At 34.2% G+C, this 15,546-nt stretch carries 15 protein-coding genes and 1 other RNA gene; 6 read left to right on the top strand and 10 right to left on the bottom strand.

Annotation, left to right across the window (positions count from 1 at the left end):
* Nucleotides 1-40 precede the first annotated feature (40 nt).
* The 4 genes from ES677_RS01740 to ES677_RS01755 form a co-directional block, all read right to left on the bottom strand.
* On the bottom strand, nucleotides 41-265 hold the full coding sequence (locus ES677_RS01740) for a hypothetical protein (protein WP_148370379.1): 225 nt from the start codon (nucleotides 263-265) through the stop codon (nucleotides 41-43).
* Nucleotides 266-348: 83 nt separating this feature from the next.
* The gene (locus ES677_RS01745; RefSeq protein WP_148380251.1) at nucleotides 349-942 is read right to left on the bottom strand and encodes a GTP cyclohydrolase I; all 594 of its coding nucleotides are present in this window, start codon (nucleotides 940-942) and stop codon (nucleotides 349-351) included.
* A 242-nt stretch (nucleotides 943-1,184) separates the two neighbouring features.
* Entirely contained in the window at nucleotides 1,185-1,619 is a 435-nt protein-coding gene (locus ES677_RS01750; protein WP_148380252.1) for a hypothetical protein, read from the bottom strand.
* Nucleotides 1,620-1,775: 156 nt separating this feature from the next.
* The gene (locus ES677_RS01755; protein WP_148380253.1) at nucleotides 1,776-3,200 is read right to left on the bottom strand and encodes an SDR family oxidoreductase; all 1,425 of its coding nucleotides are present in this window, start codon (nucleotides 3,198-3,200) and stop codon (nucleotides 1,776-1,778) included.
* A 140-nt stretch (nucleotides 3,201-3,340) separates the two neighbouring features.
* Between ES677_RS01755 and ES677_RS01760 the strand changes: the two genes are divergently transcribed.
* Nucleotides 3,341-3,727 carry a 6-phosphogluconate dehydrogenase gene (locus tag ES677_RS01760; RefSeq protein ID WP_148380254.1) on the top strand — a complete coding sequence of 129 codons (387 nt, stop codon included), beginning with the start codon at nucleotides 3,341-3,343 and terminating at the stop codon, nucleotides 3,725-3,727.
* A gap of 37 nt (nucleotides 3,728-3,764) precedes the next feature.
* Here ES677_RS01760 and ES677_RS01765 read toward each other — a convergent pair whose 3' ends face one another.
* From ES677_RS01765 to ES677_RS01775, 3 genes are read right to left on the bottom strand one after another with little or no spacing between them, the layout of a single operon-like run.
* Entirely contained in the window at nucleotides 3,765-4,379 is a 615-nt protein-coding gene (locus ES677_RS01765; protein ID WP_148370315.1) for a flavin reductase family protein, read from the bottom strand.
* A 1-nt stretch (nucleotide 4,380) separates the two neighbouring features.
* Complete coding sequence (locus tag ES677_RS01770) at nucleotides 4,381-5,691, bottom strand: ABC1 kinase family protein (protein WP_148380255.1); 1,311 nt, start codon at nucleotides 5,689-5,691, stop codon at nucleotides 4,381-4,383.
* Nucleotides 5,692-5,709: 18 nt separating this feature from the next.
* The gene (locus tag ES677_RS01775) at nucleotides 5,710-6,366 is read right to left on the bottom strand and encodes a TetR family transcriptional regulator C-terminal domain-containing protein (RefSeq protein ID WP_148370313.1); all 657 of its coding nucleotides are present in this window, start codon (nucleotides 6,364-6,366) and stop codon (nucleotides 5,710-5,712) included.
* A gap of 208 nt (nucleotides 6,367-6,574) precedes the next feature.
* Between ES677_RS01775 and ES677_RS01780 the strand changes: the two genes are divergently transcribed.
* Nucleotides 6,575-7,420, top strand: coding sequence for a DUF2911 domain-containing protein (locus ES677_RS01780; protein ID WP_148380256.1), 846 nt, complete (start codon nucleotides 6,575-6,577; stop codon nucleotides 7,418-7,420).
* A 93-nt stretch (nucleotides 7,421-7,513) separates the two neighbouring features.
* Here the strand turns inward: ES677_RS01780 and ES677_RS01785 are convergent, their stop codons facing one another.
* Entirely contained in the window at nucleotides 7,514-9,976 is a 2,463-nt protein-coding gene (locus ES677_RS01785) for a TonB-dependent receptor plug domain-containing protein (RefSeq protein WP_148380257.1), read from the bottom strand.
* 11 nt (nucleotides 9,977-9,987) lie between these two features.
* Entirely contained in the window at nucleotides 9,988-11,673 is a 1,686-nt protein-coding gene (locus ES677_RS01790) for a M23 family metallopeptidase (protein ID WP_148370310.1), read from the bottom strand.
* A gap of 177 nt (nucleotides 11,674-11,850) precedes the next feature.
* Between ES677_RS01790 and ES677_RS01795 the strand changes: the two genes are divergently transcribed.
* From ES677_RS01795 to rny, 4 genes are all read left to right on the top strand, one after another.
* A complete protein-coding gene (locus ES677_RS01795) occupies nucleotides 11,851-12,141 on the top strand; it encodes a hypothetical protein (protein ID WP_148370309.1) in 291 nt (96 codons plus the stop codon).
* Between the two features lie 18 nt (nucleotides 12,142-12,159).
* Nucleotides 12,160-12,453 (top strand): cell division protein ZapA, encoded by a 294-nt coding sequence (locus ES677_RS01800; protein WP_148370308.1) that lies wholly within the window; start codon nucleotides 12,160-12,162, stop codon nucleotides 12,451-12,453.
* 55 nt (nucleotides 12,454-12,508) lie between these two features.
* Nucleotides 12,509-12,634: non-coding RNA, 6S RNA (gene ssrS, locus ES677_RS01805), on the top strand.
* A gap of 56 nt (nucleotides 12,635-12,690) precedes the next feature.
* Nucleotides 12,691-14,265, top strand: coding sequence for a ribonuclease Y (rny, locus tag ES677_RS01810; protein WP_148370307.1), 1,575 nt, complete (start codon nucleotides 12,691-12,693; stop codon nucleotides 14,263-14,265).
* A 37-nt stretch (nucleotides 14,266-14,302) separates the two neighbouring features.
* Here the strand turns inward: rny and ES677_RS01815 are convergent, their stop codons facing one another.
* Entirely contained in the window at nucleotides 14,303-15,436 is a 1,134-nt protein-coding gene (locus tag ES677_RS01815) for a sensor histidine kinase (RefSeq protein WP_148380258.1), read from the bottom strand.
* Nucleotides 15,437-15,546 lie beyond the last annotated feature (110 nt).

Raw genomic sequence — 15,546 nt, forward strand, 5'->3', positions numbered from 1 at the left:
TATGGTTTAGATAGAGTAGAGCAGAAGCTGTTAACCTCGTCTAGCTACTCTTTGGTCGACCTTTAAGTCGTTTTTCAATTTTTTGTTTTATCACTGTAAGACGCTTCATAACGTCCATTAGCTCAGGGTCCTTATTTTCTTTGTAAATTTCGTTTAAGCTAAGAATAAGTTCTTTAGCTTCACGTGACGCAACTATTCGCTCATTGGTACTTTTAAACGAAGTGCCTTGTTGTTCAAATTCGAGTGCTTTTTTTAGAGTATCCATCATTAGTCTTTTAAGTAATTCTGCAATTCAGCAATTTTGGAGGGCTGACCTAAATTGTCCTCTAAAAAAGAAGTTACTGTTGCCTATGTGCCATCTCTAATACCTCGAGATGAACCATATAAATGTTTGGCATCAATAATTACGGCAACGTCTTCTGTGCTTAGAATTGTGTGTAATTTGTTTGCTATTTTATTTGTTAACGGTTCTTGTATTTTTAGTATTATTTTATAATGTTGTACAAAACGGTTTGCTCTAAACAATCCAATAACCTTGCCAGAAGAGTTGTATGACACGTCTGCTTTTTCTAAAGTGGGAACAAAAAGATGTTCGCAATTAGAATAGAGCGCACTACTATTTTCTACGCGTATTTGGTTATTCAGATATTTATTTTCAAATAAAGCAATTTTTACAATATTTTGAGGCTTTAATCCAAAAAATATTTTACAAACTAATCTTCCAACATCGTAATTTGCAATTTTTATCCAGGAATTATTTAAAAAATTAAGTCCCAAAACAGCTATTTTATCAGCACATAAACGGATTGTTCTTACGTTTTTATCAGTATTTAACTCAAAAGAACGTGCAGTACTAAATGAAAATAGCATAGTATTAATAGGTGTCCCGCGTAAACGAGCCGTTGCCGGTAGCGGTAAGATTTCAATACTACTGTTTTTCATAGCAATTTTATCGTTTTGAAATGGATTTATTGAAAATTAGTTTTGTATAAGTTGAAATTCAAACTATTTACTGTTTTAAAGCTTTTCAGCTAGACCTAGCACATTAACTTTTTTTTAAGCACTATTATTTAGTTTCATTCTTTTAGGTTATAGTCGTGATAACCTGCAAAGCCTCGGCTTAAAGGACAGTGTTTTTTTTAGTTAAATTACTTGTTTGGTCGCAATCGCCTATAGTAAATTAGTCACGGATCAATATGTTGAAATTTATACTTTTCGTCGAATTTTAATTTTTCAGACAATAGTTTATCAAAAAATCTTTTGTTTTCTTTAAATGTGATATTATTTTTAAAATGAATATATTTTCCCTGAGCATGAATGCTTGTTCCGTTCGTTTTGTAAATTACAAGCTGATAAAAAGGAATTACCCAGGTGAAATTTGAAAGTCCTTTGGTTATGTAAATTAAAATACCTTTAGAACGCAGCTCTATACTTGCATAATTTATATCTGAAACTCTGTTAATAATAGGGCGTAAATTCGGACTAACTTCTTCAATAATCATCCGTTTAGAACCGGTACCTTTCAATTTAATACGTTCTAAAAAACCATAAGAATTACCGACCATTTTATCGATAGTTTTTAAGTTGTCTTTATTTTTATACGTTGTGTTGAATAGCATAGTTATGTTATTAATTACATCAAATTTACGAAATGTTTAAGATTTAACCTAAATAGTTAAACAAAATTTTTATAGCGTTACTATTTTACTGTCATAAACTATAGATGCCTGTTTTGAAAGCGTTTCTAGAGTAATAAAATGGTGTTATTAGTTGCGTTAGGCATCGGCTAATTTATTAATCATTCCGTTGAAGATTAAACCGTGAAATGGAAAAACGCTATACCAATATAATCGTCCTGCAATCCCACGCGGTCTAAAAACGGCACGTTGATAAATAACACCTTTTTCAACTTTAAACTCTAGCCACGCTTCCCCTGGAAGTTTCATTTCGGCAAAAAGTAGGAGGCGCCCTTCTTCTTTATCAGCTAAAAGTACACGCCAAAAATCTAAAGCATCGCCGGTATTTATTGTCGTTTGATTGGTACGTCCTCTGCGCAATCCAATACCGCCGACAAGCTTATCTATGGCGCCTCTAAATTTCCATAAAACAGTACCGTAGTACCACCCGTTTTCTCCTCCAATCGCCCATATTTTTTCTAAAGTTCGTGCTTCATTTTTCACGTTACGTTGTTTAATATCTTTAAAGCAGCCGTATTCAGGTACATTGATGTATTTAGCTGACACTCTCTTTTTTGATCGACTACTTACAAAGGAATCTTTCCAACTTGAAGCAATACTGTTTTGCTCAATCTTTTCGAAGGCTAATTTTACAGCTTTATCGTAAGACATTGGGTTAACATCCAAGAGTTGATTGATGTCACTAGATTTTCCAATAATTTCTACTCCCATACTGTTTACTAGTGTTTGCGCTAGTTTGTATGAGGTCGACGTTACGAAATACAACCAATAACTAGATAACTTTGGCGTCATTATAGGAACGGTTATAATGTAGCGTTTAAATTTTCTTACTGCGGCAAAACGTAAAAGCATTTGTTTATAGGTTAGCACTTCTGGACCAAAAATATCGTGAGAGGTATTGTATAATTCTTCCTTGCCTAAACCCCTAGTTAGAAAACTTAAAATATCGCGAATGGCAATAGGTTGTGTTTTAGTGTTTAGCCACTTTGGAGCAATCATTACCGGAAGTTTCTCGATTAGATCCCTAATAATTTCGAAAGAAGAACTGCCTGATCCCACAATAATTCCGGCTTTAAAAACCGTTAAAGCGTACACCTTAGATTGCAGTGTTTTTTCAACATTTTGTCTCGAAATTAAATGCTTAGATAATTTGGTGTCATTTGTAATTCCGCTTAAGTAAATAACTTGTTTTACATTGGTAGTCTCTATATAGCGTTTAAAATTGATGGCGCAGTCTTCTTCCATTTTCTGAAATTGGCTCACCGAATTGGACATAGAATGAATTAAATAGTAAGCAGCATCTATATCTTTGGGGATGTTATTTAGTGAGTCTGCATCTAAAAAATCGGCTTCTACAATATGCACATTGGCTTCACCTGTATATTGTTTTTCGGTTCGTAATTTACCACGAACTGCACAAACAACGGAGTGACCTCTCTCTAATAACAAGGGTATTATACGTTTGCCTATGTATCCTGAAGCTCCTGTGACTAATATTCTCATTTTATGTTTTATTTTTAGGATTCATAACGATTATTTTTGAAAACACCACGTAGCCCTTTTACATTAAAGAAACATAATTTATGCTTTAATTTCAAGAAACTGATACAATCTTAGTATATTTAACACTAAAAATTATAGCAATGAAAAAGATCTTAGCACTAATTGTTTTAGCACTAATTTTAATTACGGCTGGGTATTACACCTTTATATACTATGTTCCTTTTAGCGAGGGGACACGCTCGGGTGAATTAATTAAATTTAGTAACCGAGGACTGATCATAAAAACGTGGGAAGGAGAAATCAGCCAAGGAATTTCTGGTGCGCAAATATTTTCGTTTTCTGTTGAACAAGACAAGATAGATGTTATTAAAGATTTACAAGATTTTCAAGGTAAATATGTTAAGGTATCCTATCTTGAACGCTACGGCTCTTTCTTTTGGTTAGGTGATACTAATCACTTTATAACGTCTGTTGCATTGGAAAAATCACCACATTCTCCAACACTTAGGGCTACTGTTCCTAAATAAAATGATAAAACTATAGCGTGAGCGCTCGATTAAGCACTTATTTTGGTCGTTGATAGTGTAATCGTTTTTCTAATACTGGAATCGTGTAGGCGTCCAAGCCATTTATAGCCGCGATTTTGGCTTTCGCAAGATTAATGAAGCCGTCATTTTCTAATAAGTCGTCATTTAAATACAAACTTTGTATTTCTCCAAGAACTAAAATAGTATTATTTGCTTTAATATGATATTCTTCAACAAACTTCATTTCTAACTGTACTGGAGCGTATTTTACAAAAGGAGCAAAGCACTTACTTTTATATTCAGAAGTGAGTTCTGTTTTGTCAAATTCTGAAATATCCTCGTCGTATTTTGCCGAGGTATGGTGCGCGGCTTCAAAATTGTCTTCAGTAATATGATTAATCGTATAAAAACCTGTGGCTTTAATGTTATTGTAAGTGTCTCGTGTAGCAGTGGTTGGCCGACAGAAAAAACCTAATAACGGGGGGTGAGACCCTATGTGCGTCACCGAACTGAAAACGGCTACATTTTCGACGCCCGTTTCAGATTTTGTTCCTATTAAGTTAGCAGATTTAAAACCAGAACAACTATTAATCAGGTTTATTTTATAAAGATGGTGTAAGTTGTTTATGTCTTTATTACTAAAGTAAGCCATATTACAAGGTCTTATAATTGTTAATTTTAATATTTTGAGCTTTTAAATCGAACATTAAATTATAGAGTCCGAAAAAGGTTCTATTAATATAAATAAAATGTTTCGAACCACGGTTTCCATTCATTTTTCTCAATTCTGTACTTTTACTAAAACGTTCTCCAAAATCTGCAATAGACTTAAAAAATGAGGGATCTGAGAAGTCGAAAGTTTCGTCGTGAAATGGTTTTGTAAACAAACTTAGCATACCATAAAATAAGTCTGTAAAAAAGTCTAATTCCACTTTGGTATCTTCAGGACGTAAAATCTCTAACGTGTACATTTTTTCTTTAAATACTTCTGGATCGTCAATGTTTTCTTTTTTCGCTAACTCAAAGTAGGGTACATAAAAATCGTCCGGAACCTCTTTCATACATCCAAAATCTATGGCGATTAAATCGTTGTCTTTAGAAACCATAAAGTTTCCTGGATGCGGATCTGCGTGTACTTTTCTTAGCACGTGCATTTGGTACATATAAAAATCCCATAACGCCTGACCTAATTTATTTGCTGTTTCTTGATCGGTATTTCTTTTAGTAAACTCAGATAAATGTTCGCCATCCATCCAGTCCATTGTAATGATACGTTCCGAAGAAAGGGCTTCGTAATAATTAGGGAATTTTAAATTAGGGATGTGCTTGCACGCTTTAACAACTGCCATACTTTGCTGCAATTCTAAGATGTAATTTGTTTCCTCAATTAATTTGTTTTCGACCTCTTTAAAATATTTGTCAGAGTCTTTTCCTTTAATATTAAACATTTTCATAGCTATTGGCTTTACCAAAGCTAAATCCGTTGAAATACTATCAGCAACGCCTGGGTACTGAATTTTAACAGCCAATCTCTTGCCATCTTTTTCGGCTAAATGCACCTGACCAATACTCGCAGCATTTACCGATTCTAAGTTAAAAGTGTCGAACATATCACTAGGCGTTTTCCCGAAGTATTGCTTAAACGTTTTTGCAACCAGTGGTGCCGACAAAGGGGGGACAGAAAACTGTGCTAGCGAGAATTTTTCGACATAAGCTTGCGGTAATAAGCTTTTTTCCATACTTAACATTTGTGCGACTTTTAAAGCACTTCCCTTAAGTTGTTTTAAGCTGTCGTAAATATCTTCCGCATTATTTTTATTTAAACGTTCTTTAGCTTCTATTTCTGTTTTTGTTAGCTTATCGCCGTAATATTTTAAATAATTAACGCCGACTTTAGCACCTGTAGATACTAATTTTGAAGCTCTTTGTATTTTCGAAGTCGGTATTTTGTCTATAGTTTTCAATAGTTGTGAGATGTTAAATTAGTGGCTACTAAATTTTTCCTTATATATAAATTTACCAAAGTCTATAAGACTTTTTAAAGGTTTTATATCTAATAGATCGAAGCTTGTATTAACCGCTTTTTCAATAAAGATATCTGTTTTCATAAAAGAAGCAGAGGTGTCATCAAGCCAAAACTTCATAGTTAATAGTAACTGAAGCCAAGCTGTTTCTCGTAAAGAGCGCTGTTGTAATTTCTCTAGTCGATCTTCTTTAATATCTAACGTTTCAATATCTAAATGCTCTATATAATTACAGAACCCTGCTTTTAAATCGGTGAGAACGGTTAAAGATTTTAAACTGCCTTTGTGCTGTTTTAAGGCATAAACTACATAACTTCTATTGGCTGTTAAGTTTTCGAAAAAAGTGAAGTAGAAACTGAGTAGTTTATCTCGAGGATCAAATTTCTGGTAATCTTCATTTGCTTCCAACACCAAAAGAGTATTAGTCAAAAATGCTTTAAACACGCCTTTCTCTAAAGTTTCGAATGTACTAAAGTGTTCATAAAACTTAGATTCTTCAAAATTGTTCATTTTAGAAAAAGCATAAACAGACTTAGGCTGCTCGCTATGTTCTAAAACGTAGTCCATATAAAATGCTATAAGGTCTTGCTCTGTAGTATTTTTCTTTTTTGCCATTGTTATTGTTTTAAAGTATAAAGATACAAAATGTTTAACTATTTTTAATTAATGTTAAACAGAATAAAATGTTAAATTAAGTTTTCTATAATAGAGTAAACTTTCCCATTGATATTATACACCGCCTTTTATTTAAGATTTTGTTAACGGACTAAAGGTTCTTAATGCTTAAATTTACAGGTTAATAACCTTAATAAAAAACACTATTATGAAAAAATTACTTTTACTAGCTGTTGTTTTCTCTGCCTCTTTCGCAATGAAGGCGCAGATTGAAATACCACAACCTAGTCCATTTTCTAAAGTAGAGCAGAAGGTAGGATTAACCGATGTAACTTTAGAATATTCAAGACCTGGAATGAGAGATCGTGAGGTTTTTGGGAACTTAGTACCTTATGGAAAAGTATGGAGAACAGGAGCGAATATAAATTCTAAAATTACATTTAGTGAAGATGTGATGGTTGGTGGTAGCGATGTTAAAGCGGGTTCTTACGCAATTTATACAAAGCCTAATGTAGATTCTTGGGAGATTTATTTGTATTCTACTACCCAAAATTGGGGACTTCCAGAAAAATGGGACGATTCTAAAGTAGTAGCGACCGTAAAAGCTGAAGCTTACAAATTGCCAATGCAGATAGAAACATTTACAATGGGTTTCGATGATTTAACCAGTAGCTCGGCGCTATTAGGTATTATGTGGTCAGATATTTACGTAGGTCTTCCTTTTACTGTACATACTGATAAAACAGTATCTACATCTATAGATAAGGCGTTAAACGGGCCATCGGCTAGCGATTACTATTCGGCTGCAACGTATTACCTAGAAGAAGGTAAAGACGCTAAAAAAGCTAATGAGTGGATGCAGAAAGCTATTTCTATGATGAAAGATCCTCAGTTTTATCAACTAAGAAAACAATCTTTAATCTATGCAGCTGTTGGCGATAAGAAAAACGCGATTAAAACAGCAAAAATGTCTTTAGCAAAATCTAAAGAAGCAGGGAATATGGATTACGTTAAAATGAATGAAGATTCTTTAAAAGAGTGGGGCGCTTTATAAGCTACATTATTAAATAGAATTATACTAAAAAAGCGAACTTTTAAAGGTTCGCTTTTTTTATGAGATGTAGTGATTGAAACGTGATAATGAAGTTTAAAAACGCATTGACGTTTTCACGTTAAATACACGTGGCGTTAAGTAGTTTGGAATCGCGTATTGGCGCTTACTATAAACATCTCTTACCCACGTATTGGTTATGGAGTTCTGATTGTCGAACACGTTAAAAATTTCGAAACCTAAAGACAATTCTTTAAAAGGTTTTTTCCATCCGCTAGCAAACTGCTTCTTGGCATCGACTACTACAAACTGAAACCCAATATCTGCACGTTTGTAATCTGGTAATCGGCTTTGGTATTGGTACGGATCGGTGTAACTGGGTGAACCTCCCGGCAAGCCGGTATTGTAAACTACGTTTAAATACATTTTAAAGTTTGGTAAATTGGGCACGTAATCTTGAAATAAAGCAGCAAATTTTAAGCGTTGGTCTGTTGGACGGGCAATATAACCGCGATTATCTATGTTTTCTTCGGTTTTTAAAAACCCAAAACTAAACCAACTTTCTGTTCCGGGAACGAATTCTCCGTTTAAGCGTAAGTCCAATCCGTAGGCATACGCTTCCGCGGAATTGTTAGCGCGATACCTGATGCGAACGTTTTCAACTGAATATGGATTTACATCCGACAGTTTTTTGTAATACACCTCACTTGTAAGTTTAAAGGGACGCTCCCATATATTAAAGCTATAATCGTTTCCTACTACTAAATGAATAGATTGTTGTGCTTTAACGTTAGGTTGCACCACGCCATTGGCATTACGTAACTCTTTATAAAATGGCGGTTGGTAATAAAATCCGCCGCTGATTCTAAATAACATATCAGCACTCCAATTCGGTTGTAATGCAAATTGCGCTCGTGGACTAAATACGGTTTGCGATTGCGAAGTAATGTCGTCGCCTTTTACCGTCCAACTATGCGATCTCACACCAGCATTGTACCATACATCGTGTTCACCGATACTAGATTTTTTACTCCATTGCACATAAGATTGTAACCGGTTAATTTGTGTGCTATTTCTAGCATTTACATTCTGAAAAGCCGCTAAAGGCCCTTCGTAAGGCGTATAGGGTTGGTCATTAAACGCATCGACAGTTGGTGGATTTATAGAAAAACCTGCCGAGTCAATTACTTCCCATTCAATTAACCGGTCTCTAATATCTTCATTGGTATATTTAATAGACCATTTAAAATCGTTGTCGTTTTTGGTATATGTTCCTTTGTGTTCTAAAGTGGTGATTAAGGCATCCAAATCGTTTCTTCCGTGGTTTAATTGTCCGCCAATACCTTCAGAAAATTCCACTTCACCTAAATCTTCATCGCCAATATTAGTATTGACCTGCCCTAATCGGTATTGTGCTAAAATATCAAAATGCTCTTCTTCGGTGGTATGATAGGTAGAAGCGACCAAGTTTAAATTAAGATGCTCATTAACGTCATAGCTTCCTTGAAGCGCTCCAAATAAGGTTTGGTACGAATCGTGCTCTTGGCCTTCATAATACACTAATAAAGCTAACGGATCGGCTAATGTTCCAAAATTTGTTTGTCGCGTTTGTGGTTCGTAATTGTATTTGTTTAAAGAGGCATTTCCTAAAAAGCGCAATTCTAATTTATCATTCACTTGATAGGTGAAATAACTTTGCACATCGGCAAATTTCGGGTCGTAATTGGTTTCCGTTTCCTTTGCTTTTACTAGTAAACTATTATCACGGTAACGCACACCAACAATACCTGTAAATTTCGAGTCTTTGCTTGCGGTTTCTAAAGCGAGACTTCCACCAAGTAGACTTAAATCGGCAGACACCCCAAACTGGGTTGGTTTTTTGTATGTAATATCTAAAACCGACGATAATTTGTCGCCATATTTTGCTTGGAATCCACCCGCAGAAAACGCGATGTTCTCTACTAAATCACTATTTACAAAGCTTAAGCCTTCTTGCTGACCACTTCGCACCAAAAACGGGCGGTAGACTTCAATGCCGTTAACGTACACTAAATTTTCGTCGAAATTTCCACCACGTACCGAGTATTGCGTACTTAATTCATTATTACCACTAACGCCTGGTAAGGTTTTTAATAAGTTCTCGACACCGGCATTCGCTCCAGGAATTTTTCTAATTACAGCTGGTGAAATGGTGATAATACCTTCAATATCTTTTCGTTTTTTACCGCTAATTACAACCGTAGAGATTTGCTCGATGCTGACGTTTAAAATGGGATTAAACTCTAAAACTTCACCGTTATTCAAATTTAAAGTAGCTTTCACTTTTTTGTGAGAAATATGAGTGAACTCAATATCTACATCTATATTTGCAGGTATTTTGAGTTCGTAAAAGCCATTTTCGTTTGTTTTAGTCCCATTGATAAAGGTTTTTATATTTACGTTTTCTATTGGGGATTCCTCTGAGTTTAAAATAACACCAGTTATAGTTGCGGTTTGTGCCAAGGCAAAAACAGGTAATAAAAAAACGAGCAGTTGTAGTAAGTTGGCTTTAGTTGTCAATATGTTGGGTTTTATTTTCTGTAAAATGTAGCTTCAAATGTAGTACTATTTCCTACGTTATCTGTAACAATTACTTTTAAATTATTTTTGGTTGCTTTACTTACGGCATCGTTAAAGTCGTAGGTTAATAGTTTGGTTTTATAGTCGTACTCCATTAAAACCCAGTGGTCGTTAATGGTGGCGCGGTAATTAGAAATGCCTGTAGTTTTATCGTTTATTTTTAGTTTTAAATAACGGTACTTACTTAGCCAAGCACCATCTTTAAAACGAATAGGTGCAATTGTTGGTGCATCGTCGTCTATAGCAATAACGTAAGTACCTAAGTTTTTAGTGCGCGTGGTAAACGTGGTCCCCTTTTTTATGGTGTTAGAATAGCTTGGAAAATCATTCCAGCCCACAAGTCTCGCAATGTATAATTGCTTAAGATCTTCAGCTTTATATTGCTCTAGATTATAAGTAATGCTAAAATATTTTTTTAATGGAATAATGGGTTCGTGAAGAATAAGCGTGTCATTTTCAACTTTAAAATCTATAAAGAAGCTGTCGTAAAATGATTCACGAGGGAATTCGACTTTAATATTATCTTTTTCAAGAATATTCTCTTGGTTGGCTAAAATGTAATGTGGTGTAATTTTAAGGTCTAAAGAATCAGTAGGCACCGTGTCTAAGCCCTTAATTTCTAAATTCACCGCGGTAATATTGTTCTTAAAATCTCTAATTTCAATTTTATAAATAGAAGCGGTACTATCTGCTATGGTTACGTAACCATCGTCAATACTGTTAGTATATAAACTTAATGGATTATTAGATTCAATAAATAATTTCTGAAGCTTGTCTTTTTCATTTTTATACACTTCGTAATCTACCAAACGATTAATGTGATTGGTTTCGGCAAACGAAAAGCGTCTAAAATCAATTTCGAAATGCTGTGCACCGTTAAAGAAGGATTGTATATTGTAGACGCCATTTTTATTGGCAGCCAGATCTTGTCTGTCAATGGTTTCTACAGCGAATCCTATTTTTCCAAAAGCGGTTATGTTTTCCACTTTATAATCACCATCTTTTTGAGGAATTATACGCAGTTTTTGCTTTTTCACAGAGCCGTTAATGTGCGCATCATCACTTATTGGGTAAGCGTACACATTGCTCACTAATGGTTTTGTGTTGTCTTGCACATCAATGCCAAAAAGTAAGGGATTTATTGGGCGCTCGTTGTTGTCTCTAATTTCGAAATGTAAATGAGGCCCCCCCGAACTTCCTGTATTTCCAGAATAGGCGATAAGTTGAGTATTTATAATAGGTAATTCAGTGGGGGTAGGGAAGACTTGAATTTCGAAAGACTCACGCTCGTATTGTAATTTTTTTATGTAGGCTTCAATCTCAGGACTAAAATTTTGTAAATGGGCGTATACCGATGTGTAACCGTTGGGATGCGTTATATATAGTGCTTTTCCGTAACCATAATGTGCAATTTTAATCCGACTAATATATCCGTCGGCAATAGCTAACACCTTTTGTCCTTGTACTTGTTTCGTTTTAATATCTAATCCAGAATGAAAGTGATTAGAACGTAATTCGGCAAATGTACCCGACAAAATAATAGGTATCGCTAAAGGGGAACTAAAATAATCTTGAGGATAGGGATTTTGACTAAAAACAGTAGCGGTAAATAGGAAAAATAATAAAAATATTCTCATAAAAAGGAATTGTTATGGCTAAAATAGAAATTAGAATCCGATTATCAAACATAAATTAAAATAGGAGGCCCTAAGTTAGTTTTGGGCTTTACTATTTTTTTTTAAAATTTATGAAAAAACAATTGCAAAATATATCTAGTTTATTAACTTTGTAATAATAAGTATTGAAATTTGTGAATGAGTAATATTGAAGATATAGTAGATGCTTTAGAAGACAAAATTGGGAAAATCTTGCATAAGTTAGACACTTTACAGCAAGACAATTTAAAATTATCTGAAGCACTAAAAAGCTCTCAAAGCACCATTCAAAGTCAAAATAAGCAATTGCTAAATTGGCAAGAGGAGTATGAGACACTCAAAATGGCAAATACAATATTAGGCAGTGAAGATGATAAAAGAGAAACAAAACTCAAAATAAATGCATTAATACGGGAAATAGATCATTGTATTGGTCAGCTTTCTGAATAATGCAACATAGCGAAATATATGGCTGAAAAGCTAAAAATAAAGCTTTCGATAGCGAATAGAGTGTATCCTTTGACTATTTTACCGAGTCAGGAAGAGGGATTGCGCATTGCAGCTAAAAAAATTGACGCTATGATATCGCAATTTGAGCAAAGTTATTCTGTAAGAGATAAACAAGATGTTTTGGCAATGTGTGCCTTGCAATTTGCATCTCAAGTAGAACAGAAAACTTTAGATAATGAACATATAAGTGAGCATATAGAGGATAAACTGGAAGGTTTAAACACTATATTAGATTCGCATTTAAGTTCTTAAAACGTTCTTACAAATAAAACTAGGTTACTGCCTACATTAATTATTTTTTTGATAAACTCAACGTTAATTCTTTAAAAAGGGTGAGTTTAAGTTGTAAAAGCGAGCTGCTAGTACTATTTATTTAGGACTCGAGCAGATACTTGATCAGCTTGTTAGCCCTAAACTTGTTTTTAAGGAGTTTATACAAAATCGAAATTAGTGTAGGCTTTTTTTATATATACTAACACTAAATAACTAATGGATAATACAATTTTAATAATTGTTACAGGTGTTGCAGTTGGATCCTTAATAGGGTTTATTATTGCAAAAATACTGGAACGTAATAATGCTTCTAAGCTTATTAAAGGCGCGAAAAAAACGGCCGCAAATATCTTAAGAGATGCTAAAAGTAAAGGGGATAGCATTAAAAAGGATAAAATTCTTCAAGCAAAAGAGAAGTTCATCGAGCTTAAAACAGAACACGAAAAGGTTATCTTTTCTAGAGATAAAAAGATAACGGACATAGAGAAAAGAACACGAGATAAAGAGTCGCAGATATCTAACGAACTTTCAAAAACAAAAAAAATAAACTCAGATGTAGAGTTTAAAATAAAAGAGTACAACTCTAAATTAGAGTCTTTAGAAAAGAAACAAGACGAGGTTAATAAAATACATAAAAGTAAAATTGAGCAATTAGAAGTGATTTCTAGTTTAACGGCTGAGGAAGCTAAAGCACAATTAGTCGATTCCTTACGTAATGAAGCTAAAAGCGATGCTATGGCTTACATTCAAGATAAAATGGAAGAGGCTAAATTAACCGCTCAGCAAGATGCTAAAAAAATAATTATTAATACTATTCAACGTATTGGTACAGAAGAGGCCGTAGATAATTGTGTGTCTGTATTTAATATAGAGTCTGATGATGTTAAAGGACGAATTATTGGACGAGAAGGTCGTAATATTCGTGCTATTGAAGCAGCTACAGGTGTCGAAATTATTGTTGATGATACTCCGGAAGCTATTATTTTATCGTGCTTCGATTCTGTACGTCGTGAGATTGCGAGACTATCGTTACACAAATTAGTCACCGATGGACGTATACATCCAGCACGTATTGAAGAAGTCGTTAAGAAAACGCAAAAACAAATAGAACAAGAAATTATAGAAGTAGGTAAGCGTACGGTTATCGATTTAGGAATTAATGGTTTACATCCTGAATTAATAAAAATGGTAGGTCGTATGAAATACCGTTCATCTTACGGGCAAAATTTACTACAGCACTCGCGTGAAGTGGCTAAACTATGTGGTGTTATGGCGGCCGAATTAGGGTTAAATCCAAAATTAGCGAAACGAGCTGGTTTACTACACGATATTGGTAAAGTGCCAGATGCGGAAGCCGATATGGAAACACCACACGCTATTTTAGGTAAGCAATGGGCAGAAAAGTATGGTGAAAAAGAAGAAGTATGTAATGCTATTGGAGCACACCACGACGAAATAGAAATGACCTCATTATTATCGCCGATCGTACAGGTTTGCGATGCTATATCTGGAGCGAGACCTGGCGCAAGACGTCAAGTATTAGATTCTTATATACAACGTTTAAAAGACTTAGAAGAGGTAGCCCTTGGATTTGGCGGTGTTAAAAAAGCATATGCTATTCAAGCGGGTAGAGAACTTCGTGTAATAGTTGAAAGTGAAAAGGTTAACGATCTAAGAGCATCGGAATTATCATTTAGTATTTCGCAAAAAATTCAAACGGATATGACATATCCTGGGCAGGTAAAGGTTACCGTGATTAGAGAAACGAGAGCTGTTAACATTGCAAAATAAAGTACACAATCATTATTTAAAAAAAAATCCAACTTCCTTAAGTTGGATTTTTTTTGCTTGGTATTGTTATAGTAAATACAGTTCCTACATTTACTTTACTACCTATTGCAATGGTACCACCAAAAGCTTCAACTTGATTTTTAATAAGATATAAGCCGACGCCTTCAGAATTTTTATTGGTATGAAACGTTTTGTATAATTTAAAAACATCGTTCCCAAATTTATCCAAATCAATTCCTAAACCGTTATCTGAAACTTTAATTATTATACAGTCTTTTTTGGTAAAGGACTGAAGTCTAATTATGGGATCTCTATCGGGATGTTTGTATTTAATAGCATTCGATAATAAATTTTGAATAATACTTTCTAAGTACGCAGAATTGTAATAGATATGAACGTTTTTACTAACTCGGTTGTATATTTTTGCCTTATTCTTAATTATAATAACATCCAAGAGCTTTAAACTTTCTTCTATAAAGTCATTGAGGTTTAAACATTCTGTATTCGTTTCTTTTTTAGATTGTACGGACACAATCTGTTTGAGGTTTGTAATCGTATTGTTTAATGAACCAGCAACTTGATTGAGATGATTAATAACCTCGTTTTTTTCGGTATCGTCTTCCGCTTCGTCATAAAAACCTAATAAGCTTTCGAAGTTTGCAGCGTGTTCTTTTAAGTTATGCGTTACAATATGCGCGAAATTTTTAAGTTTTGTGTTTTGCTCGGTGGCGATATTAAGCGCATCATTTATTTTAATTTCTGTTTCTACCTGATCGGTGATATCGATATGTGTACCAATAAAACGAACGTAATTACCGTCAGCATCGCGCTCTACCACCTGGCCTTTATCTAGAATCCATTTATAAGCGCCATTTTTACATTTAATTCTATGCTTGCTTACATAATACGGTTTTAGACCTTGTATGTGATCGTTGAAATCTTTGTGGTATTTATAGCGGTCATCTGGATGAATTAAATCGTTCCAATCATTAATATCCTCACCAAAATGGGGGTCGTCCAAGCACCCCAAAATATCTTTTGAGGAATCTGAAAAAAAGAAGCTATTTGTTTTAGCGTTATATACCCACATTCCAATTTTGGAAATACTTAAAGCAATTTCCCATTTTATAGCGTCAAAATGGTTTGTTTTATGGTTTGTTTTCTGGTGCATTGAGGTTGTTTAACTAATAATTATTTCCTGCACAATTATTAAATATTACAATAATTTAACAAAATAATTAACGTAAACCCAATATAATCGGCTAAAAGATGTTTTTTTGA

This window comes from Bizionia gelidisalsuginis (assembly GCF_008086185.1).
In the GTDB taxonomy this organism is placed as follows: Bacteria; Bacteroidota; Bacteroidia; order Flavobacteriales; family Flavobacteriaceae; genus Bizionia; species Bizionia saleffrena.

What these genes read in the sequence shown, in the direction of transcription:
- ES677_RS01795 (WP_148370309.1), top strand. Translation starts at nt 11,851, where the DNA reads ATGAGTAATATTGAAGATATAGTAGATGCTTTAGAAGACAAAATTGGG.
- ES677_RS01815 (WP_148380258.1), bottom strand. Translation starts at nt 15,436, where the DNA reads ATGCACCAGAAAACAAACCATAAAACAAACCATTTTGACGCTATAAAA.
- rny (WP_148370307.1), top strand. Translation starts at nt 12,691, where the DNA reads ATGGATAATACAATTTTAATAATTGTTACAGGTGTTGCAGTTGGATCC.
- ES677_RS01765 (WP_148370315.1), bottom strand. Translation starts at nt 4,379, where the DNA reads ATGGCTTACTTTAGTAATAAAGACATAAACAACTTACACCATCTTTAT.
- ES677_RS01790 (WP_148370310.1), bottom strand. Translation starts at nt 11,673, where the DNA reads ATGAGAATATTTTTATTATTTTTCCTATTTACCGCTACTGTTTTTAGT.
- ES677_RS01760 (WP_148380254.1), top strand. Translation starts at nt 3,341, where the DNA reads ATGAAAAAGATCTTAGCACTAATTGTTTTAGCACTAATTTTAATTACG.
- ES677_RS01775 (WP_148370313.1), bottom strand. Translation starts at nt 6,366, where the DNA reads ATGGCAAAAAAGAAAAATACTACAGAGCAAGACCTTATAGCATTTTAT.
- ES677_RS01755 (WP_148380253.1), bottom strand. Translation starts at nt 3,200, where the DNA reads ATGAGAATATTAGTCACAGGAGCTTCAGGATACATAGGCAAACGTATA.
- ES677_RS01740 (WP_148370379.1), bottom strand. Translation starts at nt 265, where the DNA reads ATGGATACTCTAAAAAAAGCACTCGAATTTGAACAACAAGGCACTTCG.
- ES677_RS01745 (WP_148380251.1), bottom strand. Translation starts at nt 942, where the DNA reads ATGAAAAACAGTAGTATTGAAATCTTACCGCTACCGGCAACGGCTCGT.
- ES677_RS01800 (WP_148370308.1), top strand. Translation starts at nt 12,160, where the DNA reads ATGGCTGAAAAGCTAAAAATAAAGCTTTCGATAGCGAATAGAGTGTAT.
- ES677_RS01750 (WP_148380252.1), bottom strand. Translation starts at nt 1,619, where the DNA reads ATGCTATTCAACACAACGTATAAAAATAAAGACAACTTAAAAACTATC.
- ES677_RS01780 (WP_148380256.1), top strand. Translation starts at nt 6,575, where the DNA reads ATGAAAAAATTACTTTTACTAGCTGTTGTTTTCTCTGCCTCTTTCGCA.